The sequence below is a fragment of the Arenimonas aestuarii genome (assembly GCF_054781715.1).
In genome coordinates this window covers 1630278-1654604 of record NZ_BAAGTW010000004.1, presented here as the reverse complement: position 1 = coordinate 1654604, position 24327 = coordinate 1630278, and the positions used below count along the sequence as shown (strand labels likewise).

At 69.5% G+C, this 24327-nt stretch carries 24 protein-coding genes; 6 read left to right on the top strand and 18 right to left on the bottom strand.

Going from position 1 to position 24327, the window contains the following annotated elements:
* Positions 1–54 precede the first annotated feature (54 nt).
* Complete coding sequence (locus ACYVJH_RS08765; protein ID WP_460454229.1) at positions 55–915, top strand: methylated-DNA--[protein]-cysteine S-methyltransferase; 861 nt, start codon at positions 55–57, stop codon at positions 913–915.
* Positions 912–1799, top strand: coding sequence for a drug/metabolite exporter YedA (gene yedA, locus ACYVJH_RS08760; RefSeq protein ID WP_460454228.1), 888 nt, complete (start codon positions 912–914; stop codon positions 1797–1799). The genes ACYVJH_RS08765 and yedA overlap by 4 nt, the downstream gene beginning before the upstream one ends.
* Positions 1800–1808: 9 nt before the next feature.
* On the opposite strand, the gene ACYVJH_RS08755 is transcribed toward yedA, so the two are convergent.
* From ACYVJH_RS08755 to ACYVJH_RS08675, 17 genes are all read right to left on the bottom strand, one after another.
* Complete coding sequence (locus ACYVJH_RS08755; protein WP_460454227.1) at positions 1809–3965, bottom strand: xanthine dehydrogenase family protein molybdopterin-binding subunit; 2157 nt, start codon at positions 3963–3965, stop codon at positions 1809–1811.
* A complete protein-coding gene (locus tag ACYVJH_RS08750) occupies positions 3962–4429 on the bottom strand; it encodes a (2Fe-2S)-binding protein (RefSeq protein WP_460454226.1) in 468 nt (155 codons plus the stop codon). Before ACYVJH_RS08750 ends, ACYVJH_RS08755 begins: the two co-directional genes overlap by 4 nt.
* Positions 4430–4465: 36 nt before the next feature.
* Complete coding sequence (locus tag ACYVJH_RS08745; protein ID WP_460454225.1) at positions 4466–5083, bottom strand: nucleotidyltransferase family protein; 618 nt, start codon at positions 5081–5083, stop codon at positions 4466–4468.
* Positions 5080–6027 carry an XdhC family protein gene (locus ACYVJH_RS08740; RefSeq protein WP_460454224.1) on the bottom strand — a complete coding sequence of 316 codons (948 nt, stop codon included), beginning with the start codon at positions 6025–6027 and terminating at the stop codon, positions 5080–5082. The genes ACYVJH_RS08745 and ACYVJH_RS08740 overlap by 4 nt, the downstream gene beginning before the upstream one ends.
* Positions 6024–6488 carry an iron-sulfur cluster assembly scaffold protein gene (locus ACYVJH_RS08735; RefSeq protein WP_460454223.1) on the bottom strand — a complete coding sequence of 155 codons (465 nt, stop codon included), beginning with the start codon at positions 6486–6488 and terminating at the stop codon, positions 6024–6026. The genes ACYVJH_RS08740 and ACYVJH_RS08735 overlap by 4 nt, the downstream gene beginning before the upstream one ends.
* Positions 6489–6526: 38 nt before the next feature.
* Entirely contained in the window at positions 6527–7492 is a 966-nt protein-coding gene (rarD, locus tag ACYVJH_RS08730; protein ID WP_460454285.1) for an EamA family transporter RarD, read from the bottom strand.
* Positions 7493–7562: 70 nt separating this feature from the next.
* Complete coding sequence (locus tag ACYVJH_RS08725) at positions 7563–8744, bottom strand: ABC transporter permease (protein ID WP_460454222.1); 1182 nt, start codon at positions 8742–8744, stop codon at positions 7563–7565.
* A gap of 12 nt (positions 8745–8756) precedes the next feature.
* Positions 8757–9917, bottom strand: a complete 1161-nt coding sequence (locus tag ACYVJH_RS08720) for an ABC transporter permease (RefSeq protein ID WP_460454221.1) — start codon at positions 9915–9917, stop codon at positions 8757–8759.
* Positions 9918–9927: 10 nt separating this feature from the next.
* On the bottom strand, positions 9928–10620 hold the full coding sequence (locus ACYVJH_RS08715) for an ABC transporter ATP-binding protein (RefSeq protein WP_460454220.1): 693 nt from the start codon (positions 10618–10620) through the stop codon (positions 9928–9930).
* Between the two features lie 66 nt (positions 10621–10686).
* Positions 10687–11946: an efflux RND transporter periplasmic adaptor subunit gene (locus tag ACYVJH_RS08710; RefSeq protein ID WP_460454219.1), complete on the bottom strand. Its 1260-nt coding sequence runs from the start codon at positions 11944–11946 to the stop codon at positions 10687–10689.
* A 105-nt stretch (positions 11947–12051) separates the two neighbouring features.
* The gene (locus ACYVJH_RS08705; RefSeq protein WP_460454218.1) at positions 12052–13452 is read right to left on the bottom strand and encodes a leucyl aminopeptidase family protein; all 1401 of its coding nucleotides are present in this window, start codon (positions 13450–13452) and stop codon (positions 12052–12054) included.
* The gene (locus tag ACYVJH_RS08700) at positions 13449–14162 is read right to left on the bottom strand and encodes an HAD family hydrolase (protein WP_460454217.1); all 714 of its coding nucleotides are present in this window, start codon (positions 14160–14162) and stop codon (positions 13449–13451) included. The genes ACYVJH_RS08705 and ACYVJH_RS08700 overlap by 4 nt, the downstream gene beginning before the upstream one ends.
* Before the next feature lie 47 nt (positions 14163–14209).
* On the bottom strand, positions 14210–15214 hold the full coding sequence (locus tag ACYVJH_RS08695) for an AI-2E family transporter (protein WP_460454216.1): 1005 nt from the start codon (positions 15212–15214) through the stop codon (positions 14210–14212).
* Between the two features lie 145 nt (positions 15215–15359).
* Positions 15360–15857 carry a hypothetical protein gene (locus tag ACYVJH_RS08690; protein WP_460454215.1) on the bottom strand — a complete coding sequence of 166 codons (498 nt, stop codon included), beginning with the start codon at positions 15855–15857 and terminating at the stop codon, positions 15360–15362.
* Complete coding sequence (locus ACYVJH_RS08685) at positions 15854–16306, bottom strand: hypothetical protein (RefSeq protein WP_460454214.1); 453 nt, start codon at positions 16304–16306, stop codon at positions 15854–15856. Before ACYVJH_RS08685 ends, ACYVJH_RS08690 begins: the two co-directional genes overlap by 4 nt.
* Before the next feature lie 9 nt (positions 16307–16315).
* Positions 16316–16603 (bottom strand): hypothetical protein, encoded by a 288-nt coding sequence (locus tag ACYVJH_RS08680; RefSeq protein WP_460454213.1) that lies wholly within the window; start codon positions 16601–16603, stop codon positions 16316–16318.
* Between the two features lie 70 nt (positions 16604–16673).
* Positions 16674–18137 carry a Do family serine endopeptidase gene (locus ACYVJH_RS08675; protein WP_460454284.1) on the bottom strand — a complete coding sequence of 488 codons (1464 nt, stop codon included), beginning with the start codon at positions 18135–18137 and terminating at the stop codon, positions 16674–16676.
* Positions 18138–18644: 507 nt separating this feature from the next.
* On the opposite strand from ACYVJH_RS08675, the gene ACYVJH_RS08670 reads away from it, so the two are divergent.
* The 3 genes from ACYVJH_RS08670 (at position 18645) to ACYVJH_RS08660 (ending at position 22371) form a co-directional block, all read left to right on the top strand.
* Entirely contained in the window at positions 18645–20795 is a 2151-nt protein-coding gene (locus ACYVJH_RS08670) for an adenosylcobalamin-dependent ribonucleoside-diphosphate reductase (RefSeq protein WP_460454212.1), read from the top strand.
* Positions 20796–20845: 50 nt separating this feature from the next.
* Positions 20846–21484, top strand: coding sequence for a hypothetical protein (locus tag ACYVJH_RS08665; protein WP_460454211.1), 639 nt, complete (start codon positions 20846–20848; stop codon positions 21482–21484).
* Between the two features lie 104 nt (positions 21485–21588).
* Complete coding sequence (locus ACYVJH_RS08660; RefSeq protein ID WP_460454210.1) at positions 21589–22371, top strand: TSCPD domain-containing protein; 783 nt, start codon at positions 21589–21591, stop codon at positions 22369–22371.
* A 124-nt stretch (positions 22372–22495) separates the two neighbouring features.
* Here ACYVJH_RS08660 and fabR read toward each other — a convergent pair whose 3' ends face one another.
* Positions 22496–23134 (bottom strand): HTH-type transcriptional repressor FabR, encoded by a 639-nt coding sequence (gene fabR, locus ACYVJH_RS08655; protein ID WP_460454209.1) that lies wholly within the window; start codon positions 23132–23134, stop codon positions 22496–22498.
* 92 nt (positions 23135–23226) lie between these two features.
* Here fabR and ACYVJH_RS08650 point away from each other — a divergent pair, with 92 nt between their 5' ends.
* Positions 23227–24327, top strand: coding sequence for a ferredoxin reductase (locus ACYVJH_RS08650; RefSeq protein ID WP_460454208.1), 1101 nt, complete (start codon positions 23227–23229; stop codon positions 24325–24327).

Sequence of the window (24327 nt, the reverse complement as noted above, 5' to 3'; positions counted from 1 at the left end):
CCGGGCGCAAGAACCGGATAGCCGGCCCCCCGGGCGCCGGCTAACCTCGCCCGCATGGACAAGCACACACACGCCGCCGATCCCCGCCTCGACCAGGCCCGCCGCCTGCTCGACCACGCCGACCTCGGCCTGGCCGAGCTGGCCGGGGTCGTTGGTCTGAGCGCGACCTACCTGCAGCGCCGCTTCCGCCAGCAGTTCGGGCTGAGCCCGGCCGAATACCGCGCCCAGCGCCGGCTGGCCGGCCTCAAGCAGGGCCTGCGTGCCGGGCACGATGTCACCCGCGCGCTGTACGACGCCGGTTATGGTTCGCCCAGCCGCGTTTACGAACACGGCGCCGCCCGCCTGGGCATGGCGCCGCAGGCGTATCGCCGTGGCGGTGACGGCCTCGAGATCCGCTGGTCGCTGGTCGACACCGCCCTGGGCCAGGCGCTGGTGGCGGTCACCGAGCGTGGCGTCTGCGCGGTCTTGCTCGGCGAGGACGGCGACGCCCTGGCCGCCGACCTGCAGGCCGAATTCCCACGCGCGCGCCTGCGTCGCGTCGATGCGGGCCGCGACCAGTTCCTGGCGCCGCGCGTGCAGGCCGTGGCCGACGCGTTGGCCCAGCGCCGCGGCGAGGTGCCGGTGGAGCTGGTCGGCACCGCCTTCCAGCAGCGGGTATGGGACGCGCTGATGCGCATCCCCAGCGGCGAAACCCGCAGTTATGCCGAACTCGCGAACGCGCTCGGCATGCCACGCGGGGCCCGCGCGGTGGCGCGCGCCTGCGCCAGCAACCGGGTGGCCGTGCTGGTGCCCTGCCACCGCGTCATCCGCGGCGACGGCAGCCTGGGCGGCTACCGCTGGGGCCTGCCGCGCAAGCAGGCGCTTCTCGACGCCGAAACCCGCCAACATCCTTCCGGGGGACGCAAACAGGCATGAACAAGGCCCCCGTCGCGCCCCCGTCCGCTTTGGCGGTCGCGCTGGCGCTTGCCTCGGTTTACCTGGTCTGGGGCTCGACCTACCTGGCCATCCGCGTTGGCCTGGAAGGCTACCCGCCCTTCCTGATGGGCAGCATCCGTTTCATCGCCGCCAGCCTGGTGTTCTATGCCTTCCTGCGCTGGCGCGGACACGCACCGCCGACCCGCGCGCAGTGGCGCAACGCCGCGGTCATGGGACTCTTCATGATGCTGCTGGGCAACGGCATGGTGAACTTCGCCGAACAGTCGGTGTCCTCGGGCCTGGCCGCGATCGCCGTGGCGTCCATGCCGCTGTGGGCGGCGCTGTTCGGCGTGCTGCGCAAGCAGCACCCGAGCCGCGGCGAATGGCTGGGACTGGCGATCGGCTTTGTCGGCGTCATCTGGCTGAACGCCGGCAGCCAGCTGCGCGGCAGCCTGCCGGGCATGGCGGCGCTGATCCTGGCGCCCATCGCATGGGCCTGGGGTTCGGTCTGGAGCCGCGGCCGCGACCTGCCGGCACCGTTCATGAGCACGGCCGCGCAGATGTTGTGCGGCGGCGTCGCGATGGGCCTGCTGGGCCTGGGCCTGGGCGAGCGCCTGACCGAAGTGCCGCCGCTGCGCGCGACCCTGGCGGTGGGTTACCTGGCGGCGTTCGGTTCGATCATCGGCTTCAGCGCCTACGTCTGGCTGCTGCACCACGTGCGACCGGCGCTGGCCACCAGCTACGCCTACGTCAATCCGCCGATCGCGGTGCTGCTGGGCGCGCTGCTGCTGGGCGAACGCTTCAGCGTGCACGCGATCGGCGCCATGGTCGTCATCCTCGCCGGCGTCATCCTGATCACCTTCTCCAAGGCGCGCGTCGCCTGAGGCGCAGGCTCAAGCGTCCAGGCGCAGGGGCAGTTCACGCAGGCGCTTGCCGGTCAGCGCGAAGACCGCATTGGCGACGGCCGGTGCGATCGGTGGCAGGCCGGGTTCGCCGACGCCGCCGGCGCGCTCGGTGCTGGTGACGATGTGGGTTTCCACCACCGGCATTTCCGGCAGGCGCAGCGAGGGGTAGTCGTGGTAGTTCGACTGCTGCACGCGTCCGTCGGCAAAGGTGATCTGGCCGTGCAGCGCCGCGCCCAGGCCGAAGGCGATGCCCGAATCCATCTGGGCGCGGATCGCCAGCGGATTGACCGCGATGCCGCAGTCGATGGCGCAGACCACGCGATGCACGCGCAGCTGCCCGGATTCGACCGACACTTCCGCGACCTGGGCCACGTAACTTCCAAAGGACTCGTGCACGGCGATGCCACGCGCGCGTCCTTTCGCCAGCGGTTCGCCCCAGCCGGCTTTCTGCGCGGCCAGGTTGAGTACGCCGAGATGGCGCGGATGCTTTGCCAGCAGCGTGCGCCGGTATTCAAGCGGGTCGCGGCCGGCGGCGTGCGCCAGTTCGTCGACCAGGCTTTCCATCACGAAGGCGTTCTGGCTGTGGCCCACCGAACGCCACCACAGCACCGGGATGCCGGTGCGCGGTGAGTGCAACTCGACGCGGTGGTGGGCCAGGTCCTTGATGTAGGGCGAATCGCTGACGCCCTCGACCGAGGCATTGTCGACGCCGTTCTTGATGCTGCCCTCGAAGGGTGTGCCGGCCATGATCGACTGCCCGACCAGGCTGTGGTCCCAGGCCACCGGCAGGCCGTCGTCGCCCAGGGCGATCGCGGCGCGCTCCAGGAACATGGGCCGGTAATAACCGCCGCGGGTGTCGTCCTCGCGGGTCCAGACCGTTTTCACCGGCGCGCCCGCGGCCTTGGCCACGTGCACGGCTTCGGAAACCACGTCGGCGGCGGCGGTGGCGCGGCGACCGAACGCACCGCCCAGGAAGGGCGTGTGCACCGTCACCTGTTCCGGCTTGAGGCCGGTGATCGCGGCGGCGGCGTTCTGCTCGACGGTCTGGAACTGGGTGCCGACCCAAAGCTCGCAGCTGTCCGGGCCGATGCGCACCGTGCAGTTGAGCGGCTCCATGGCGGCATGCGCCAGGTAAGGCACGAAATATTCGGCCTCGACCTTGCGCGACGCCTCGGCCACGCGGGCGCGGGCGTCACCGGCGCGGGCGGCGCTGGCGCCGTCGGTTTGCGCCAGGCCACGGAACTGTTCGCGCAGCGCCTTGCTGTCGAGCGCCGCGTTCGGGCCCAGGTCCCACTCCACTTCAAGCGCATCCCGGCCCTGTTTGGCCGCCCAGAAATGATCGGCCACCACGGCCACGCCCGAGGGCACCTGCACCACCTTGCGTACGCCTTTCACCGCCAGCGCGGGCGCGGGGTCGAAGGACTTCACCTGGCCGCCGAACACCGGCGCGCGGGCGACGACCGCGGTAAGCAGGCCCTCGAACTGCACGTCCATGCCGAACATGGCGCGGCCCGTGGTTTTTTCGGGCGTATCGAGCCGGGGCGTGTCCTTGCCGATGACCTTCCAGTCGGCCGGCGCCTTGAGCGTGACGGTTTCCGGCACGGGCAGCTGGCCCGCGGCATCGGCCAGCTCGCCGTAGCGGGCGCGTTGCCCGCCGCAGATCACCACGCCGTTTTCAGTGCGGCAGTCGCTGGCGGCAACGCCGAAGCGCGCGGCGGCTGCCTGCACCAGCATCGCGCGCGCGGCCGCGCCGACCTGGCGATAGCGGTCGAATTCGGACCAGGTGGTGGTGGAGCCGCCGGTGCCCTGCATGCCGAACACCGGGCTGGCGTAAACCGCCGCCGCCGGCGCGTGTTCAACCCGGATGCGCGACCAGTCGGCGTCGAGCTCTTCGGCGATCAGCATCGGCAGCGTCGTCCAGATGCCCTGGCCCATTTCCGAATGCGCCAGCAGCACCGTGACGCTGTCGTCGCTGCCGACGCGCAGGAAGGCATTGGGCGGCGGCAGCGCGGCCTTGGCCGCGGGTTCCTGCGCGAAGGCCAGGCGTTTGCCGCCGGGCACCACGAAGGCCACCACCAGGCCACCACCCAGCAGGGCGCCGGCCTTGAGGAAGCGGCGGCGGGAGGGATCGTTGGCGGCGTTCATGCCTGGCCTCCGTCGTTATTTTGCCCGGCGGCCTTGTGAATGGCGGCGCGGATGCGCGGGTAGGTGCCACAGCGGCAGAGGTTGCCGCCCATGGCGTCATCAATCTGCTGGTCGGTGGGCTGGCCCACCTGCTGCAGCAGCGCGGCGGCGGCCATGATCTGCCCGGACTGGCAGTAGCCGCATTGCACGACATCGAGCTCGGCCCAGGCTTTCTGCACCGGGTGGCTGCCGTCGCTGGACAGGCCTTCGATGGTGGTCACCGCGCGTCCGGCCACGGCCGACACCGGCAGCACGCAGGACTTCACCGGGCTGCCGTCCAGGTGCACGGTGCAGGCGCCGCACTGCGAAAGGCCGCAGCCGTATTTGGTGCCGGTGAGTCCGACCAGGTCGCGCAGGACCCAGAGCAGCGGCATTTCCGGCGTGGCGTCGACGTCGTGTTCGACGCCGTTGACGGTGAGCTTCATGGCGACCCCTGGCGACGGCTGGTTTGAATCGTGAGCCTACTCCGCCGGGTCCTTCGGTCCAAGTGAAGACCGGACGCGCCATTCTTCACGCTGCGCCGGCGTGTCCAGGTCGTGTGCCAGGCCTGGCGCAGGCACGGCGGACACCTCCTGCTCATGCCGGCGCAGCAGTTCGCGGGCGCCGCGGTCGTCGCGGCCGGTGGCGAGCTCCTCGAACCAGGTGCGCGGCAACAGCGCCGGCACGCCCAGCACGCCGGCGTAGGCGCTGGCGGCCGCGTGCGCGGGATCCTTGCGCCAGGCCGCGACCAGGGCCTGCAGGTGTGCGCCGTCGAGGGCGGGCTGGTCGCACAGCAGGACCAGCGCGCCGGCGATGTCCTCGCCCAGCGCCTTTACGCCGACGGCCAGCGAGGCGCCCAGACCGTCCCGCCAATGATCACAAACGAGCGGCGTGACCGGCAGGTCGGCGACCCCGGCGCGCACTTCGCCGGCGCCGGCGCCAATCACCAGCAGGGCCTGCGTGGGATCGGTGGCGAGGCCGAAACGTACGGCGCGATGCACCAGGCTTTCACCGTCCACCCGCAGCAGCTGCTTGGGTTCGCCCAGGCGCCGCGACGCACCTGCGGCGAGCACCAGAAGGGCGTGGCGGGGAACACTCATCGCGATCCGTGGAAAAAACGCTGCAGGTCGGCGCTGATCGCCAGCGCGATGGCCTCCGGGCCATGCCCGCCCAGCGGCATGCCGGCGGGTGCGTGCAGGCGGGGCTGCAGCTGCGCCTGTTCACCGACCGCAAGCTGCGCCATCAGTTCGTCCCGTCGCGCCGGCGGGCCAAGCAGGCCGATATAGGGCACGTCGCGTGTTGCCAGCGCGCGCAGGGCTTCAAGGTCGGCGCTGGCGACGTGGGTCATCACCAGTGCCGCGTCCGGCGGCGCCGCCAGCTCGGCCAGCGCCTGCGCCGGACGACGTGCATGCAGGGCACGTGCGCCGGCCAGGCGCTCGGCGCGCAGCAGGGCCGGGCGATGGTCGGCCACCTCCGCCAGCCAGCCCATCACCCGCGCCAGGTGCAGCAGCGGTGGCGCTTCGGGCCCGGCGCCGAGCAGCAGCAGCCGGGGTACCGGGGCTACGAGCACGGGCAGCGCCCCCGGATCGGCCTGCGTGGCTTCGAACGCAAGTCCGCCCAGGTTCGCTGCGTCCACGCCGACCCAGATCGCCAGCGGCTGCCTCGCCGTGTGTGCCTCTTCAAGCCGGTCAAGCAGGGTTTGCCCGGTGCCGGGAACCGGCCAGGCCAGCACCCGCATGCGGCCGCGGCAGCCGGAGCCGGAGCCGAACAACAGGTCGTCATCGTCGCGGGTGTCGAACACCGCGGCCTCCGGCACGCCGCTGGCGATGATACGTGCGGCCAGGGCTTCGAGCGCCGGCTCCAGGCAGCCCCCGGAAAGCGTGCCGGTGCGCTGGCCGTTGCCGGCCACCAGGGCCAGGGCGCCGGCCTTGCGATACGTCGAACCCTCGGTATCGGTCACCAGTGCCAGCGCAAAGGCCTGGCCCTGGTCGCGATGTGCGCGTGCCGCTTCCAGTACGGCCAGCAGGCCGCCGCCGGCGATCACGGCGAGGGCTCCGTTTCGGGGGCTTCAAGCGCATCGCGCAGCGCTTCCCAAGGCAGCAGCACGCAGCGGTGGCGAGAAGGGTAGGGCGCAACGCCAGCCAGGGCGGCCAGGTCCCCGCTGGCGCCGGCGCCGGATGCGTCCTGGATGCCGGCGCGCAGCATTTCGTGGTGGCGCGCGACGCCGGCGGCGTCAAGCCCGGCCACGTGCTGGGTCATCAGCGACGCGGACGCCAGGCAAAGCAGGCAGGCCTGCGAGTCATGGCGAAGTTCGCTGATGCGACCCTGCGGATCGAGCCGCAGGCTGACCGCGACGCGGTCTCCGCAGAGGGTATTGCTGGCCTGCGCGCGCCGGGCCCGGCCGTCCAGCCGTCCGGACTGCCGCGGCTGCCGCCCGTGGTCGAGCACCTGCTGCCGGTAAAGCGCGGCGGCGGCATTCGCCGGCTCGGGGGAAGGCGTGGTCATGCGGGCAGTGTGCCGTCGGGGCGACGGGCGGCGCAAACCTACTTCGGCGGCGCGGCGCCGTCGGCGACAGGCACCTCTTCGGCGCAGTGTTCCTGCGCGGCCTTGACGGGCTGGCGGCGGGCGCGGCGCCAGCCGTCGGCGGCGTAGATGGCCAGGGCCAGCCAGATGCAGGCAAAACCCACCGCCTGCGTCGCGCTGAACGCTTCACCCAGGATCAGCACGCCGGCCAGCAGCTGCAGGGTCGGTGCGATGTACTGCAGGATGCCGACCAGCGAATAGGGAATGCGCCGCGCGCCGTAGGCGAAGCCGATCAGGGGCAGGGCCGTAAGGGCGCCGCCCACGATCAGCAGCACGTCGCTGCCGGTGTCGCCGTCCAGGAAGGCGGCAGTGCCCTGCCACTGCGCGAAGCCCAGCCAGGCCAGGGCAGGCAGCAGCAACACCAGGCTTTCGATCGCCAGGCCGGGGATGGCATCCACTTGCGCCACTTTCCGGATCAGGCCGTAGAACGCGAAGCTGAAGGCCAGGGTCAAAGCCACCCACGGCGGGTCGCCGTGCTGGAAGGCCAGCCACAGCACGCCGACCGCGGCGATCGACACGGCCGTCCACTGCGACGGGTTCAGGCGCTCACGCAGCACCAGCACGCCGATCAGCACGTTCACCAGCGGGTTGATGAAATAACCCAGGCTGGCTTCGACCACGCGGCCGTGGGTCACCGCCCAGATGTACACGCCCCAGTTGAAGCTGATCAGGAGGCTGCTGAGCACCAGCAGCCGGCCGACGCCAGGGCGGGCCAGGGCATCGGTTAGCCAGCGGCGGCCTTCGCGCAGCACCAGGTAACCCACCACGAACACCGCACACCAGATGATGCGGTGGGCGATGATCTGCAGCGAGGGAACATGCTTGAGCAGGATCCAATAGAGCGGAAACACGCCCCACAGCACGTAGGAAGCAATGGCGGCCGAGAGGCCCTTGCGGTCGATGGCGGGAATGGCTGGCGTTGCGATCACGGGGCCTCCGGGCTTGGGCGGCGATTATCCGCCCAAGCGCCCGTTCGTGGTTGCAACGATGTGGTGACTACTGCGTGCGCAAGGCCGTGGTGACTGGCAGGCGCGCCGCCCGCACCGCCGGCAGCAGGCCGCCGATGAAGCCGATCACCACCGCGATCACCAGGCCGGCCATCACCAGGCCCAGGCTGACCTGGAAGGCGAACACCACCTGGGTGAAGCTCTGGCCCAGGGTCGACACCGACAGGTTGTCGAACAGGGCCCAGGCGATGAAGGCGCCGACCAGGCCGCCGAGGAAGGCCAGCACCACCGCTTCGATCATCACCGACACCAGCACCGGGAAGCCGCCGAAGCCGATCGCGCGCAGGGTGGCGATTTCCCGGCTGCGGGTAGCGACGGCGGCGTACATGGTGTTGAGCGCCGCGAAGATGGCGCCCAGGGCCATGATCAGGGTGACCACGCCGGCCAGCACGCTGACCATGGCCCGGAACTGGCCGGTCTGGGCGCTGTAATAGGCCTGTTCCTGCAACACTTCGACGGTCAGTCGCTTGTCGGAGGTCAGCGCCTCTTCAAGCACCGCCAGGGACTCCGGCGACTCCAGGCCGACGCGCACGCCACTGACGCCGTTGCCGCGGTTGAAGGCCGAGCGCGCCGTATCCAGGTCGGCCCACATTTCGCTGTCGTTGGCGTCGCCAGCCTCGAAGATGCCGACCACGGTCCAGTCCGAGCCACGCATTCGCAGCACTTCGCCCAGCTCGACCCCGGCGAACTGCCGCGCCACGCCGGCGCCGACCAGGATCTCGCGCAGGCCGGGCTTGAACATCCGGCCTTCGATGATCTCCAGCTGCGGCCGCAGTTCGAACGAGGCCGGTTCGACGCCGCGCAGGGTGACGTTGGAGCCGTTGACGGTCTCGCCCTTCTTGAACAGTTCGGTGATGACGATGATCTCGCCCGCCGCCAGCGGCCGGCCGTCCTTGCCCTTGCGGATGCCGGGACCCAGCTTGATCAGGTCGGCGCTGTCGCCGCCGAAGCCGGAATTGAGCTCGGCGCCGGAGCCGCCGCGCAGCACGATGGCGTTGTCGGTGCGGCCGGCGTCCTTGAGCGTGGCCTGGAAGCCCTGGGCCATGGCCAGCAGCGCGGTGAATACGGCCACGACGCCGGCCAGGCCGATGACGATGACCAGGGAGGGGCCCCAACGCTGCGGGATCGAACGCAGGTTCAGGCCGGTGATGGCGATGATCTGGCTAAGCATGGTCCAGTCTCCTCAGCGCCCGGCCAGGGCGTCGATGATTTTCAGGCGGCGCGCACGCAGCGCCGGCAACAGTCCCACCACCACGGCGAGCACGAAGATGGCGACGATGCCGGCCATCCATACCCGTGCGTCGACGGCGATAGGCAGCATCGGGCCGGCGGCCTGCGCGACCACGGCGCCCAGCGCGGTGGCCAGGCCCAGCCCGACCACGCCGCCGATCAGGCAAAGCGCCAGCGTTTCGGCCAGCACGAAGCCCAGCACGCTGTTGTCGGAGAAACCCAGGGTCTTGAGCACCGCGAACTGCGGGATACGTTCGCGCACGCTCTGGGCCATGGTGTTGCCCACCACCAGCAGCAGGGTGAAGAACACCGCGAACAGGATCCAGCGCACGATCATGCCGATGTCGCCGAGCTGCTTGATGAAGCCGACCTGGAAGTCCTTCTCGGTCTGGGTCTTGGTTTCGTCCGAGGAGTTGAGGTAGCGCTCGTCGACCAGGGTGGCGATCGATTCGGCCATCTCCGGATCCTCAAGCCGCAGCACGAAGATGCCGGCGTTGCCGCCGCCGAACATCGTGGCTTCGGCGAAATAGGCGTGGTTGATGTACATGCTGCCCGCGGTCTGCTGGCGCCACTGGTCGTCCTTGCCGTCGAAGATGCCGACCAGCTCGAACTCCCAGTCCTTGGAGTTGTTCTTCTGCGGGAAGATGTTGGACTTGACCGGGATGCGGTCGCCGACCTTCCAGCCGTACTGTTCGGCCAGAAGCTTGCCGGCGATCATGCCGGTGCGGGTGTCGCGGAAGGCGTTCCAGTGCTCTTCCGGCATCACCCATTCCGGGTAGGTGTCGTGCAGGCGCTCGGGGTCCACAGCGAACGCGAAGATCTGCGGATTGTCCTGGTACACGGCGCCGAACCACTGCTGGTACATCACGCTGCGCACGCCGGGGATGGCGTCCATTTCGGGAACCATGCGCATCGGCAGCGACTGGGTGAACGACACCCGCGACTGGGTGACCAGGCGCGTGGCCCCGACGAAGTCGGCGCCGGCGCTGAACACCAGGTTGAGCGACTGCAGCAGCCCGAACAGCACGAAGGCCATCACCACCGACAGCAGGGTCAGCCAGGTGCGAGTCTTCTTGTGGAAGAGGTTCGCGATTACGAAACCGGTCTTGGTCATGGCGGTGTCCTCAGTGGGCCGCGGCGTCTTCCGCCAGCAGGCCCTTGTCCAGGTGCACCGTGTGGGCGGCGAACTCGGCGGCCTTGGGGTCGTGGGTCACCATGATGATGGTCTTGCCGTGCTCGCGGTTGAGCACCTGCAGCAGGCCCAGGATCTCGTCGGCGGTCTTTCGGTCGAGGTCACCCGTGGGTTCGTCGCAGACCAGCAGGGTCGGGTCGGTGACCAGGGCGCGGGCGATGGCGACGCGCTGTTCCTGGCCGCCGGAGAGTTCGTTGGGCTTGTGCCCGGCGCGATCGGCCAGGCCGACCAGGGTCAGCGCCACCTGGGCGCGCTTGGCCCGCTCGGCACCGCTCATCTTGGTCAGCAGCAGCGGCAGTTCGACGTTCTTCTGGGCGCTGAGCACCGGCAACAGGTTGTAGAACTGGAAGACGAAGCCGACGTGTTCCGCGCGCCACCTGGCCAGCTCGCCGCCGCTGAACTGGTCGATACGCTTGCCGTCGACGCTGACGCTGCCGGCGGTGGGCGTGTCCAGGCCGCCGATCAGGTTGAGCAGGGTGGTCTTGCCCGAGCCCGAGGGCCCCATCAGGGCGACGAAGCCGCCGCGCGGGATGTCCAGGTCGATGCCATGCAGTACTTCGACGGTCTGCTTGCCGCGGGTGTAGTGCTTGGTCAGGTTGCGGATTTGTACCAGCGACTCAGTCATGACATTCCTCGCAAAGTCTGTGGGAGGGACTTGCGTCCCGACGATCCTGAACGTGTGGGAGGGACTTCAGTCCCGAAGCGCTTGGCCTTGTTCAACCAGCACCTTCGCCCCGTCCCCGAGCTCCGCCGGCGGCGCCAGGACGACGTTTTCGCCGACCGCCAGCCCGCGGCTCACCCGCCGGCGGCCATCACGCGCATCGGCGGCCTCAATCTCGCGCAGCGAGGCCCGGTCATCGCGCACCACGAACGCGACGCTGCGACCTTCGCGCTGCACCACGGCCTCGGCCGGTACGGTGACGCCGGTCACCACCGGCGCGTTGGCGGCGGCTGGCGGCGCATCTTCGAGGAAGGACACGCGCACGCCCATGTCGGGCACCACGCGCTCGTCGCGCTCCTTGAAGGCGATGCGCACCTTCACCGTGGCCTTGCTGCGGTCGGCGGTGGGCACGATGGCGATCACCTCGGCCGGGATGCGCCAGTCGGGATAGGCGTTGAGCACGGCTTCGACCTTCTGGCCCGGCTTGACCCGGCCGATGAAGGCTTCGCTGACGTCGACCTGGATCTCCAGCGAGTCCATGTCCACGACCGTGCCGATGCCGGTGCGGGTGAAGCCGCCGCCGGCGGAAATGGGCGAGATCATTTCGCCGGGCTGGGCCGCCTTGACGGTGACAACGCCGGCGAAGGGCGCGCGCACGATGGTGTTGTCGACGCCGATGCGCGCCAGCGCCAGCGATTGTTCGGCGACGCGGATGTTGCTGCGCGCGGACTGGACCTGGGCCGCCAGGGCGTCGTGTTCGCCCTGGGCCTGGTCCAGCGCGGCGGTGGCCACCAGCTTCTGCGCGGCCATGTCGCGGGTACGGGCCAGGTTCTGGCGGGCAAGGGTGAGCTGGGCTTCGGCGCGGGTGGCGTCGTTGCGCGCCGCCTCCAGCCGGGCCTGGGCCAGGGCCTGCTGGGCCTGGGCGTCGGTGGCCTCGAGCCGGGCCATCACTTCGCCGGCCTCGACGACCTGGCCTTCTTCTATCAACACCTCGTCCACCTTGCCGGTGATCTTCGAGGACACGGTGGCGATGCGGCGGGCCGTGACATACCCGCTGGCGTCGAGAACCGAGTTGCCGGCCGAGGCGGCGGCCGAGGTTTCCGCCTCGGCGATGGCCACGCGCACGGGCACTGCCTCTGCGCGCAGCAGCCAAAGGGTGATGGCGACGATCGCCAGCAGCGTGGCACCGGCGAGCCAGGGCCAGGTACGGCGCCCACGCGCCGGACCGGGTGCGGCAGGGGCGCTGCGGTCGATGCGCAGTTCCTTGATCAGGTCCGACGAAGCAGGCATGGCGGCTCGTTTCCGAAGACAGGCGGGCAGTGTACCCGCCGTCCGGTGACCACCAAGGTGCCGGAAGTTAGTTTCTGCAGGTGACGCTTGTCACCCGCGCCGGCCTCAAGCGCCGAAACGCTTGCGCAGCAATCCCCAGGCCGCGCGCAGCCCCTGCGCTTCGCCACCGGCCGGTTTGCCCGGGCGCGTATTGTCGTTCCAGGAGTACACGTCCACGTGCGTCCAGGCCAGGCCTTCGGGCACGAAGCGCTCGAGGTACAGGGCCGCGGTGATGCTGCCGGCCATGCGCGTGGCCCCGGAGTTGGCCAGGTCGGCGACGTTGGACTTGAGGTAGTGCAGGTAGGGACGCCACAGCGGCATGCGCCAGAGCGGGTCCCGGCTGGCTTCGCCGGCAGCCAGGTAATCGGCGGCGATGGCGTCGTCGTTGGCGTACAGCGCCGGCAGGTCGGGGCCCAGCGCGATGCGCGCGGCGCCGGTGAGCGTGGCGAAGTCCATCAGCAGCGCCGGCTTGCCTTCGGCGGCGTAGGTGAGTGCGTCGCACAGCACCAGCCGGCCTTCGGCGTCGGTGTTGTCCACTTCGACGCTCAGGCCCTGGCGCGTGGCCAGCACTTCGCCGGGCCGGAAGGCGTTGGGACCGATGGCGTTTTCCACCGCCGGCACCAGCAGCTGCAGGAACACCGGCAGCTTTCGCGCCATCACCAGCTTGGCCAGGCCCAGGGCGTGGGCGGCGCCGCCCATGTCCTTCTTCATGTTGCGCATGCCGTCGGCGCCCTTGATGTCCAGGCCGCCGGTGTCGAAACACACGCCCTTGCCGACGATGGCCAGGCGCGGGTGCGCCGGGTCGCCCCAGGTGAGTTCGATCAGGCGCGGTGCGCGGTGGCTGGCGCGGCCGACGGCGTGGATGGCCGGGAAGTTCTGGTCGGTGAGCGCGTCGCCGACCACGCAGCGGGTTTCGCCGCCGTGGGCGCGCGCCAGCTCGGCGGCGGCGGCCTCGAGCTCGGCCGGGCCCATGTGTTCGGTCGGGGTGTTGATGAGGTCGCGGACCAGTCCGGCCGCTTCGATCTGCGCCAGCGCTTCGGCCACGGCGTCGCCGTCGCCGTCGCCGGGCAACACCAGCCGGGCGGGATCGCGGCCAGGCTTGAGGTAGCGGCCGAAGTGGTAGCTGCCCAGTCCCCAGCCCAGCACCGCCAGCGCGGGATCAATGGCCTGCGGGCTGGCATCGGCCAGGCGGTAGCTGCCCGGCGGCAGCATCTGCGGCAGGTGCGCCAGCGCCAGCGGGTCGGCGGCGTCGGCCACCGTGGCCAGGGCGAAGGCCGGCTGGCCGTCGGCACCGGGCACCAGCAGCGGCGCGCCGGGCTGGCCGCTGAAGTCGTTCGCCCGCAGCCAGGCCTGCACCGTCGCCGGCTGCGCGTCGCGCCAGGCCGCCAGGCCTTCGCGGCCGACCAGCACCAGCGGCAGGGCGTCGTCGGCGGACGCGGGGCGGTCGAAGCAGGCGGGCAGGTTCATCGTGGCTCCGTGGCGTCGGGGTGGGATTCAAGCCAGTCGGCGAGACCGGCTAGCGTAGCGAATTCCAGGTCGGGCCGGGGCAGGCCCAGGGGCCAGGAATCTTTCTTGCGGTTTATCCAGCAGCTGCGCAGGCCGGCCCGGCGGGCGCCCATGACGTCCAGCAGCGGGTCGTCGCCGATGTGCAGCACCTGGGCCGGTTCCAGGCCAAGGCGCTCGCAGGTGGCCAGGAAGATCGGGGTGTCGGGTTTGGCGTGGCCCTGGTCGCGGGCACTGATGAAACAGCAGAAGTGGCCGTCGATGCCGATGCGCGCCAGGTCGGCGTTGCCGTTGGTCAGGGCGGCGACCGGCCAGCGGGACGACAGCCTGGCCAGGGCCGCCAGGGCATCGGGGTAGAACTCGACCTGGTTGCGGCCGGCGTAAAAGGACTCGAAGGCGTCGTCCGCACGGGACACGTCATCGCCCGAGCGCTCCAGCGCCAGCTGCAGCGAGATCAGCCGCTGCTGCGTGTAGTCGTGCACCAGGTGCGGGTGTTCGGCCGCCACCTCCTCGCGCAGCCGGCGCATGCGGTGCACCGGGTAGCGGTTGGCCGTGCGCGGGCAGTGTTCGCGCAGGTAGGCGTCGAGCGCGCGTTCGGCGCGTTCGATCGAGGGCCAGATCGGCCAGAGGGTGTCGTCGAGGTCGAGGCTGAGCGCCCGGGGCAGCGTTTCCACCGGTGAATGATAGCGCGGGCCCCTGGCAGCGGCCCGTGAAGCCGGCGTCACTCCAGCAGCCGCGACCAGCCCTTCCAGTCCTCGACCTGGTCGGCGACGATTTTCAGGCACACCAGCATCGGCACCGCCACCAGCAGCCCGGGCACGCCCCACAGCCAGCCCCAGAGCATCAGCCACAGGATGATCGCCAGTGGATTGAGGCTCATCGTGCGGCCCAGCACCATCGGCGTCAGCAGCTGGCTTTCCAGGGCATTGAGCGCGATGTAGCCGGCGGCCGGCAGCATGGCCGCACCGAGGGTGTCGAACTGCGACAGCCCGACCATCGACAGCAGCAGGAACATCACCAGCGGCCCGACGATCGGCGTGAGGTTGAGTCCGACCGCCAGCACGCCCCACAGCAGGGGGTCCGGCACGCCCAACCACCACAGCCAGGTGAGGGTGGCCAGGCCCAGGACCGAGCTGGTGGCGGTGATGGTGAGCATGTAGCGCGACAGGTCGGACTGGATCTGCTGCACGATGCCGGCCGTGAGCTTCTTTTGCGCCCGCGTCGGCCTCAGGTCGAGCAACTTGCGCAGCACGTCGTCGCCGAACACCAGGAAACTGAAGGTCAGCAGGATCACCGCCAGGATCGGGCCGACGACGCCGGGAATGGCTTCGATCAGGTCCGGCTGTGGCGGTCGCACCACCACCGATCCGTTGCCCGTGTCCGGCTCCTTGGTCAGGCTGCCCAGGGACTCGCGGGCGCGATTGGCCTGGTTGAAGGGTTCGATCATCTGCTGCAGCTTGGGTGCTGCATCGCGCATCACGAAGGGCACCTTGCGCACCCAGTCGGCCGCCGGCGCCGCCAGGAAGGTGCCCACGGCGCCGATGGTTCCCAGCAGCGCCGCCACCAGCAGCGCCGCCGACACCGCGCGCGGCAGCCAGCGCAGCGGCGCACGCCGCATCAGCGGGGCCAGCAGCAGCGCGAAGAAGCCCGCCAGCACGATCGGCAGGATCAGGCTGCTGGCCAGGTAGCAGGTGTAGAGCAGCGCCGCGATGACCAGCAGCCACATCGGCCGCGCCTGGGCGCGCCGCTGCGCCGGCCCGGGACCGGCGCCGGGTCTGGAGTCTTGATTGGAGTCGGCCGGTAAAGACGGCGTTGCCGCCCGCGACCCGGTGTCTGGCCCGGTGCCGGACCCGCCGCCGCCGCGTGGGCGCCTACGCCGTGCCACGGCGTGCCCTTGCGGCCTTCGCGGCCCGCGCCTTCTTGGCCGCGGCGGCTTTCACCGCCGCTCGTTCAGCGGCTTGTTCGGCCTCGGCCGCTTCCGCTGCGGCGGCTTCGGCTTCTGCCTCGGCCTGCGCCTGGGCCTCGGCGTCTTCTTCGCTGATGTCTTCGGCCATCTCGTCTTCTTCGGCCGACTGCAGGCCGGCAGCGGCCGTGATGCCCGCCAGCAGGCCCGGCAGCACCGCCTCGAGCACCATGGAAAACACCGGGCCGCCGAGCACCTTGCCGGCCAGGGACTGGTGCGCGCCCTTGGGTTCCTTCAGGCCGACCGCGAAGCCCATGGCGACGCCCGAGACCAGGATGCGCGCCGGCGTGGCGCTGCGGTGCAATTCGTGGCGCAGGCGTTCACGCGAATCGCCGATCTGCAGCCGGCGCTCGACGCAGTGCGTTTCGGCCGCGTGCACGGCGGCCAGGCGTTCGCGCAGCTTCACGGCGGGGGCCCTTCATCGCTGGTCGGCGGCGGGTCGGAGGGCAGGCCCTTGAGGCCCAGCTTGACCTGCCGGCGGGTGGCCTCGAAATCCAGGTGCCGCATCAAACCATGGGCGCGCCAGGCGGCGGCCGCGCCGATGAGTGCGCTCAACACCAGAGGCACCGAAATCGCCAGCAACCAGGACGCGCCGGTGGCGCGGATGCCGGCGACGATGAGGGCCGTCAGCAGGCCCCAGGTGGTGGCCACCATCACGGTCGCCAGCATCAGCAGCACCATGGCCTGGGTCAGCGCGTGGCGGGCCAGCCCGACCTCGGCCAGGAACAGCTGGCGCAGTGCCTGCAGCGTGCCGGCATAGGCGCTGGCGGTGTCGCGGGCGGCGGAAAGCACCGCATGGGCATCGTCGCCGAGCTTGCCTGCGCCTTCGCCGGCGCGCGGATCCGCGTCGGTCATGGCGTGGCTTTACTTGCGGCGCGTCAGCGCGGCGATCAGGTAGCCGGCGGCGAAGGCGACGCCGAAGGACGCCAGCGGCTTGCTGCGGATCAGGTCTTCGGCCTGGTTGAGCATGCCGCGACCCTGTTCCATCAGGCCTTCAAGCTGTTCGTTGATTTCGGCGCGCGCTTCGGACGCGGCGGCGGCGCCGGCCTCCAGGGCCTCGTCGACGCCGGACTTGAGGGCCTCGCGGGCCTCACCCAGGTTTTCCCTGGCCTGGTCGATATGGCGGGCGTTTGCTTGCTGCGCAGGACTCATGGGGGGCTCCTCCAGGACGACAGGATGACGACGTGTTCACCTTACACCGTATGCCGCTCGCGGCGCGGCTCTACTCCATGCGCAGGTAGCCGGTGCGGCCGCCCCGGCGCACGTCCAGCTGAAGGGCCCGCGGCGGGTCCTGCATGCGGTCGCGGAAGGCCTGCAGGTCGTCCACGCGGCGCTGGTTGACGCCCAGGATGTAGTCGCCGGGCCGCAGGCCACTGCGGGCGGCGCGGCTGTCGGCGTCGACCTTGCTGGCGACCACGCCGTACCAGCCACGCTGGCGGAAACGTTCGGGCAGTTCGGCCAGGGTGGCGCCGGCCAGGCGCGGGTCGATCTCGGCACCGTCGATTTCGGTGGTGCGCGCCTTGAGCACGGCCTGCACGCTGAGCCGGCGATCCTCGCGCATCAGGTCCAGGCGGACCTGTTCGTCCACCGGCAGCAGGCCCTCGAGGTTGCGCAGGGCCTGGGCGCTGTCGACGCGGGTGCCGTTGGCGGCCACCACCACGTCGCCCGGGCGCACGCCGGCGGCTTCGGCGGGGCTGCCGCGATAGACGCGGCTGACTACGGCGCCGCGCTGGTTGGCCGGCAGACCCAGCTGTTCGGCCAGGCGCGGGCTCAGGTCCTCGCTGTCGAGGCCGAGGCTGCCGCGGCGCACTTCGCCGTAGGCAAGCAGCTGGCGCTTGACCTCGTCGGCCAGGTTGGCGGGGATGGCGAAACCCAGGCCGATGTTGCCGGCGGCGCTGCCGCGCGGGTTGAAGCTGGCGGTGTTGATGCCGACCAGTTCACCGCGCAGGTTGACCAGCGCGCCGCCGGAGTTGCCCGGGTTGATCGACGCATCGGTCTGGATGAAGTTCTGGTAGCCCATGCCCTGCAGGCCGCTGCGGCCCACGGCCGAGACGATGCCGCTGGTGACCGTCTGGCCCAGGCCGAAGGGGTTGCCCACGGCGACCACGAAGTCGCCGACCCGCAGGCTGCTCGAGTCGGCCAGCGTGAGGGCCACCAGTTCTTCGGCGGGGATGCGGATGACGGCCACGTCCGTGTCCGGGTCCGAGCCGATGAATTCAGCCTCGAAGGTGCGGCCGTCGGCCAGGGTCACCGAGACTTCGTCGGCGTTTTCGATGACGTGGTGGTTGGTCAGCACCAGGCCGCGTTCGGCATCGACGATGACCCCGGAGCCCAGGGACTGCTGGCTGCGCTGCTCGGGCATGCCCGGCATGCCGAACAGTTCGGCCAGCGGGTTGCGGACGCGGATGACCTGGCGGCTGTAGATGTTCACCACCGCCGGGGTCACCTGCTCGAGCATCGGCGCCAGCGAGGGCAGGGCGACCCCGTCCACCTCGACCGGCAGGGCGGCGTGGGCCGCGCGCGGCAGGGCCAGCTCGGCGGCGCGTTCCAGGGCCTGGTCGCCGCGGCTGGGCGCTGCCGGATCGGCGGCCGGCGCGGGCGGGGCCGGCTGGGCCAGCCAGTGGGCGGCCCCGGCCCCGGCGAGGGCGGCGACAAGGAGGGCGGCGACGGTGGGCAAACGCATCAGGCAGGTCTCCGGGGCGGGTCGGACAGCCCGCGATTCATACCAGAGTGCGTCCAAACGGCGGCTGGACAAGGGGTGGCCGGGGCAATCCGGGGGGTCGGGCCGTCTGTCCGGAGGCGGCCCGAACGTGGATCGAGAGAATTTCAGGACAGCCACAGGTCAAAGGTGGAAATGCTTGATGGGATTGGAGTTTCCCTCCTGGTTTCCGGTTTGCCGGGCGGTTGACAGCCCCTCCGGGCAGGGGTAGTTTTGCCTACCGTTGCCACTACATCTTGTGTTTGGCAGCGGGGGGCGGCCCCAAGGCCTTGGGTTGAAGGCGCGGGGTGGCAAGCAAGTACGACGCGAAGGCGAGACGGCATGCGGAAACCGGAACGGACATCACACAAGCCACGGGGCAAGGTCCCGCGGGCGGGTGACGCTTCCCCCGGATCCCGGGCCGGCTGGACCCGATAAGAACGTAGACATAAGGCGCCCTTCCCGAGGGGGCGCCCCGGGAGGAAGAAAGGACTTATGAGCACGGTTCGCCTGGAGGCGGTAAAGAGCAAAGCGGCGCAGGAAATCGAAATGCAGCCGGCATCCCAGGACATCTGGGACAAGAAGTACCGCCTGAAGACCAAGCGTGGCGAACCGGTGGATGCCACCATCGACCACACCTACCAGCGCGTGGCCCGGGCCCTGTCCGATGCCGAGCCCACTGCCGAGAAGCGCAAGTACTGGTACGAGCGCTTCCTCTGGGCGCTGCGCCGCGGGGCCATCCCGGCCGGCCGCATCACGTCCAACGCCGGCGCGCTCGAGCACAAGCCGGCCACCAGCACGATCAACTGCACCGTGTCGGGCACCATCACCGACTCGATGGACGACATCCTGGGCAAGGTCCACGAGGCCGGCCTGACGCTCAAGGCCGGCTGCGGCATCGGCTACGAGTTCTCGACCCTGCGCCCGCGCGGCGCCTACGTGTCCGGCGCCGGCGCCTACACCTCGGGCCCGCTGTCGTTCATGGATATCTACGACAAGATGTGTTTCACCGTCTCGTCGGCCGGCGGTCGCCGTGGTGCCCAGATGGGCACCTTCGACGTCGCCCACCCGGACGTGAAGGAATTCATCGGCGCCAAGCGCGAGGACGGCCGCCTGCGCCAGTTCAACCTCTCGCTGCTGGTCACCGACGAGTTCATCCAGGCCGTCGAGGCCGACACCGACTGGCCGCTGGTGTTCCCGGTGAACATCAAGGAAAAGGGCGACGTCGACGTCAACGACCCCAAGCAGGTGGTCTGGCGCGACTGGCCGCACTCGGAGAACTACGTCAGCCGCGAAGACGGCCTGGTGGCCTGCAAGATCTACGGCCACATCCGCGCGCAGCAGCTGTGGAACCGCATCATGGCGTCCACCTACGACTTCGCCGAGCCGGGTTTCATCCTGATCGACCGCGTCAACGAAATGAACAACAACTGGTGGTGCGAAACCATCCGCGCCACCAACCCCTGCGGCGAGCAGCCGCTGCCGCCCTACGGCGCCTGCCTGCTCGGGTCGGTGAACCTCACCAAGTTCGTCCGCGACCCGTTCACCGACAAGGCCAGCTTCGACTGGGACGAGTACAAGGAAGTCGTGCGTGTATTCACCCGCATGCTCGACAACGTGGTCGAGGTCAACGGCCTGCCGCTTGAACAGCAGCGCCAGGAAATCATGCGCAAGCGCCGCCACGGCATGGGCTTCCTGGGCCTGGGCAGCACCGTCACCATGCTGCGCATGAAGTACGGCGAGCCCGATTCGGTGAAGTTCACCGAGGAAGTGAGCCGCGAAATGGCCCTGGCCGGCTGGGAAGTCGCGCTGAGCCTGGCGAAGGAAAAGGGTGCCGCGCCGATCATGGACGAGGACTTCACCGTCACCGCCGAGATGCTGCGCAAGCGCCCGGAAATGAAGAAGGACGGCTGGAAGCTGGGCCAGACCATCAAGGGCCGGCAGCTGCACGCGCTTTATTCGCGCTACATGCAGCGCGTGTCCGGTGTGGCTCCGGAGCTGGTGAAGGAACTGTCCGAAACCGGCGCGCGCTTCACCCACCACAGCTCGATTGCGCCGACCGGCACGATTTCGCTGTCGCTGGCGAACAACGCGTCCAACGGCATCGAGCCCAGCTTCGCCCACCACTACAGCCGCAACGTCATCCGCGAAGGCAAGAAGTCCAAGGAAAAGGTCGAGGTCTACAGCTTCGAGCTGCTGGCCTACCGCACCCTGGTCAACCCCGAGGCGATGCCGTTCAGCACCGATGAAAAGACCCGCCTGCCGGACTATTTCATCTCGGCCGACGACATCACGCCCAAGGCGCACGTCGATATCCAGGCGGCGTCGCAGAAGTGGATCGATTCGTCCATTTCCAAGACCGCCAACGTCCCGACGGACTACCCGTACGAGGACTTCAAGGACATCTACCTTTACGCCCACAAGCAGGGCCTGAAGGGCTGCACGACCTTCCGGTTCAACCCGGCCGCCTTCCAGGGCGTGCTGGTGAAGGAAACCGACCTGGAAAACACCACCTACCGCTTCGAACTCGAGGACGGCACCGTGGTCGAGGCCAAGGGCAACGAGGAAATCGAATACGACGGCGAGCTGCATACCGCGGCCAACTTGTTCGATGCCCTCAAAGAAGGGTATTACGGCAAGTTCTGAGGTAAGCCCCGCGGCGCCCCGCCGCGGTTTTCGTAGACGAGGAGAGCGGTATGAGTAATGGCAACGGAGTCACGGCGGCCCTGTCCAGTGCCGCTGGAAGCGTCAGCGACAAAGCGCACGAAATCGGCGACGCCATCGCCCACAAGGCCGAAGCGGCGATGAAGGCGGCGAAGAAGAAGGCGGCCCCGGTGATCAAGAAGGCCAAGGCGCAGGTGAAGAAGGCCGAGAAGTCCGATGCCGGCAAGGCGGTCAAGAAGGCCGTCAAGGGCGCGAAGAAGAAGGTGAGCGCCGCGGTAAAAGCGGTCGAGGCCAAGGTTGGTGGCAAGAAGGCGGCGCCAAAGAAGAAGGCTGCCCCGAAGAAGAAGGCTGCAGCCAAGAAGGCTGCGCCTAAGAAGAAGGCCGCTGCCAAGAAGACCACGGCCAAGCGCAAGGTCGCCGGCAAGAAGGTGGCCGTGAAGAAGAAGGTCGCCGCGAAGAAGACGACGGCCAAGCGCAAGGTCGCCGGCAAGAAGGTGGCGGTGAAGAAAAAGGCCGCCGCCAAGAAGACGACGGCCAAGCGCAAGGTCGCGGCGAAAAAGGTCGCCGTGAAGAAGAAGGCAGTGGCCAGGAAGACCACGGCCAAGAGGAAGGTCGCCGCGAAAAAGGCGGCCCGCAAGAAGACGGCCCGAAAGGTTGCCAGGAAGCGCTAAAACCTAGCGGCTGTCCCGATTGTCGTACCCCGTCCCCCCGCCGCCCGGCGGCGGGGGGCTCCGGGCAAGAAACCACAGAACTGCATAAGCGGAAAGAAACCAGCATGGCCATCAAGATCAGCAAGAAAATCAAGGGATACGCCGTCCAGAAGCCGGAAGACAAGGCCAAGGCCAGCGTTGCCCCCGTCGCCGCTCCCGTGGCCGTGCCGGAGCCTGAATCGAACATCATCCAGATGCACGAGAAGGTCGAGCGCCCCGACGTGCTCATCGGCTCGACCTACAAGATCAAGTCGCCGCTGGTCGAGCACGCCATGTACGTGACGATCAACGACATCGTGCTCAACCCGGGCACCGAGCACGAGCTGCGCCGGCCGTTCGAGGTCTTCATCAACTCCAAGAACATGGACCACTTCCAGTGGATCGTGGCGCTGACCCGCATCATGAGCGCCGTGTTCCGCAAGGGTGGCGACGTCACGTTCCTGGTGGACGAGATGAAAGCGGTGTTCGATCCGCGCGGTGGCTATTTCAAGGCCGGCGGCGTGTACATGCCCTCGATCGTCGCCGAAATCGGCTCGGTGGTCGAAGAGCACCTCAAGTCCATCGGCATGATCCTCGACCCGGAACTGGGCGAGGAGCAGAAGCGACTGATCGCCGAGAAGCGCGCTGCGTTTGAAGCGCGGGCCAAGAAGAAGTCGGGCGAAGCTGCTGCCCCCGCCGGCACCGGCACCGAAGGCGCCGCGCGCGCCGACGAGGCGGTGCAGGTCACCGGCGAGGGCACTTCGTTCCCGCCCAGCGCGACCATGTGCAACAAGTGCAACACCAAGGCCACCGTGCTGATGGACGGCTGCGCGACCTGCCTTAACTGCGGCTACTCCAAGTGCGGTTGAGTGACTGACGCCCAGACCAAAAAAGGGAGCCGTGAGGCTCCCTTTTTTTCAGTCGCTGGTGCCTTTGCCCAGTAGCTTGTTGATCACCGGGTTGATTCTGGTGGCCGTGCTGCGCGGGAGCTGCCTACTTCGTCAGGCTCCGGGCCCCCACCAGGATCATCCGCACCATCGTCGTGAGCTGGTCGATGAGTTCGGCATCGCGCTCGGGTGGCAGGTCCAGGGCGGTGGCGCCCATGGCGAAGGCCAGGCGGGTGATGGCGCGGGCGGCGAGCGCGGGTTCGGCCAGGGGTTGATTGCGCAGTTCGCCGAAGCGCACGAGGTCGGCCTGCAGTTCGTCTTCGAAGAAACTCAGTTCGCGATCGACGGCGCGCTTGAAGGCGTCGGAACCCACGGTGCCTTCGCGCAGCAGCACGTGCAGCAGCTTGTCGTCGGCGCGCACCTGCTCCATGAACGCTTCGACCGAGCCGCGCACCACGCCGCGCTCGGTTTCCGCGCGATGGCGGGCGGCGCCCACGATCTTGCGCAGGGACTGGCCGGCGACATCAATCAGGGCCACGGCGAGTTCGTCGATGTCGCGGAACTGGCGGTAGAAGCTGTTCGGAGCGATGCCCGCCTCGCGCGCCACCTCGCGCAGGCTCAGGCTCGAGACGCTGCGATGCGGGCCGATCAGGCGCAGGGCGGCGTCGAGCAGGTCGCCTTGCGTAATCGCGGTGCGTCGGGCGGGGTGCGGATCGGCGGTGGCTGGGGAGTCTTGGGGCGACACGGGCGGGCCGGGGCGGGGCGGGCCTGCATCATAGCTGTCCGGGTATATACACATGTATAGACACGTGTATGCGGATATGTATAATCCCGTCCATGCACACCGATCCCCGTCCCGGCCCGGCAGTTGCCCGGTCCCCCGGGCGCCGCTGCCGTGCGCCGCTGTTCTCGCCGGCCCTGTTCGACTTCTGGGCCTCGCGCCTGTCCTCGACCTGGACCTGGAACCGCCCGCTCGCCCGGATCGTGGCGCGGGAGCCGGCTGCCTCGGACGCCGTCAGCCTGGTGCTCAAGCCCAATCGCCATTTCCGCGGCTTCGCCCCGGGGCAGCACCTGAACCTGGGTGTCGAGATCGACGGCCGCCGGGTCACGCGCAGCTATAGCCCCAGCGCGTTGGCCGGTCCGGATGGCAGCTTCCGCATCACCGTGAAGGCGATCAACGGCGGCAAGGTCAGCACCCACCTTCGCGACGTCGCCCGCGTCGGCGATGTGCTGGCGATCGGTGATGCCTTCGGCGAGCTGGCGTTCCCGGCCGACGACGGCGCGCCGCGTCTGCTGCTCGCCGCTGGCAGCGGCATCACGCCGATGATGGCGATCTTCGCGTCCTTGGCCATGCAGCCGAACCCGGCGCCGACGACGCTGCTGTATTTCACCCGCACGCGCGGGCAGCGCTGCTTTGTCGATGAGCTGCGGGCGATCGCCGCCGCGAATCCGGCGCTGCAGGTCCGCTTCGCGCTGACGCGCGACCAGGCGCTGGACCAGGACGAGGCGGAGGGTCGCCTCAACGCCGACCAGCTCGCACCGTGGCGGGACAAAACCACACACGTGCTCGCCTGCGGGCCCACCGGCTTCGTCGCCACCGCGCGCGATCTGCTGGCCGACCGCACCGCCAGCTTCGCGGCCGAGTCCTTCTCCCCGCCGGTGCACCACGACACCGAGGCTGGCAGCGTCGAGCTCACGCTTGCACGCAGCGGCCGCAAGCTCCAGGTCGCCCGCGGCAAGCCGCTGCTCGAGGCGCTCGAGGCTGCCGGCCTGTCGCCAGCGGCCGGCTGCCGCCGCGGCCTCTGCAACACCTGCGCCTGCGGAAAGTCCGCCGGCAGCACCCGCCACCTGCTGACGGGCGACGAGGAGCACGAACCGGTGTCTGCTCTGCGCCTTTGCGTCAGCAGCGCCCGCAGCGACCTCGTCCTGGACCTCTGA